The organism is Actinacidiphila sp. bgisy167 (genome assembly GCF_965342175.1).
Classification (GTDB): domain Bacteria; phylum Actinomycetota; class Actinomycetes; order Streptomycetales; family Streptomycetaceae; genus Actinacidiphila.
Genome location: NZ_CBDRBL010000238.1, coordinates 1 through 558 on the forward strand (window position 1 = coordinate 1; position 558 = coordinate 558).

Consider the following 558-nt stretch of genomic DNA (forward strand, 5'->3'; position numbering starts at 1 on the left):
AGATCCCCGTCATCCACCGCGACGACGCCCGCGGCCACGGCCGCCACGAACAGCGTCTCGTCCAAGTCGTCACCGTCAACGGCCTGCTCTTCCCCCACGCGGCCCAGGTCCTGCGCATCCAGCGCAGACGCCGTCTCTACGGCGCGAAGAAGTGGTCCAGCGAGACCGTCTACGCCATCACCGACCTGCCCGCCGAGGAGGCGAGTGCCGCCGAGATCGCTTCATGGGCTCGCGGGCACTGGACGGTGGAGAACACCGTCCACTGGTGTCGGGATGTAACCTTCAGCGAGGACAAGTCCCAGGAACCCACAACACGCCCTCAGTCCTCGCCGCCGTCCGCGACCTGATCCGCGGTGCGCTCAAGCTTGCCGGGTACGTCAACCTCGTGAATTCAGCTACGACGCTGGCTGGCCCCTGATCTGACGCCCTGATAGTAGAAGGGGTGCCCCCGACCTGCGATGATCTGGATTGACTAGATCAAGAACGTCGCGAAGCAAGGGGCACCCTCCGGGTGAAAGCTACCAGTTGGGACAGTGGGCTCGTGGTGCGGGCCGACGG

The 558-nt window shown here is 65.6% G+C and carries 1 pseudogene; it reads left to right on the plus strand.

Going from position 1 to position 558, the window contains the following annotated elements:
* Positions 1–382: pseudogene (locus tag ACRWND_RS30960) on the plus strand (transposase); the annotation flags it as partial.
* Between the last annotated feature and the right edge of the window lie 176 nt (positions 383–558).